Source organism: uncultured Streptomyces sp. (assembly GCF_947488945.1).
GTDB lineage: Bacteria > Actinomycetota > Actinomycetes > Streptomycetales > Streptomycetaceae > Streptomyces.
This window is the reverse complement of the sequence record NZ_CANLBS010000123.1, coordinates 1-230: the sequence shown is the minus strand read 5'-3', so window position 1 is coordinate 230 and position 230 is coordinate 1. Positions and strand designations below refer to the sequence as shown.

The following is a 230-nucleotide window of genomic DNA, read 5'->3' as shown; positions in this document are numbered from 1 at the left end:
TCGTTGACCGGTGCGTGCGTCCGGTTGATCGGCAGCTGCGGGAAGTTGGGGCCGCCGAGCCGGGTCAGCTGGGTGTCCACGTAGGAGAACAGCCGGCCCTGGAGCAGCGGGTCGTTGGTGACGTCGATGCCCGGCACCAGGTTCCCCAGGTGAAAGGCGACCTGCTCGGTCTCGGCGAAGTAGTTCGACGGGTTCGCGTTCAGCGTCATCAGCCCGATCGGCTGCACCGG

Annotated in this window: 1 protein-coding gene; it reads right to left on the bottom strand. The window is 67.4% G+C overall.

Translation table 11 applies throughout. The features are described from left to right. Nucleotides 1-230, bottom strand: a 230-nt coding sequence (locus tag Q0994_RS34080) for a catalase (RefSeq protein WP_299542660.1), incomplete at both ends; no start/stop codon positions are given.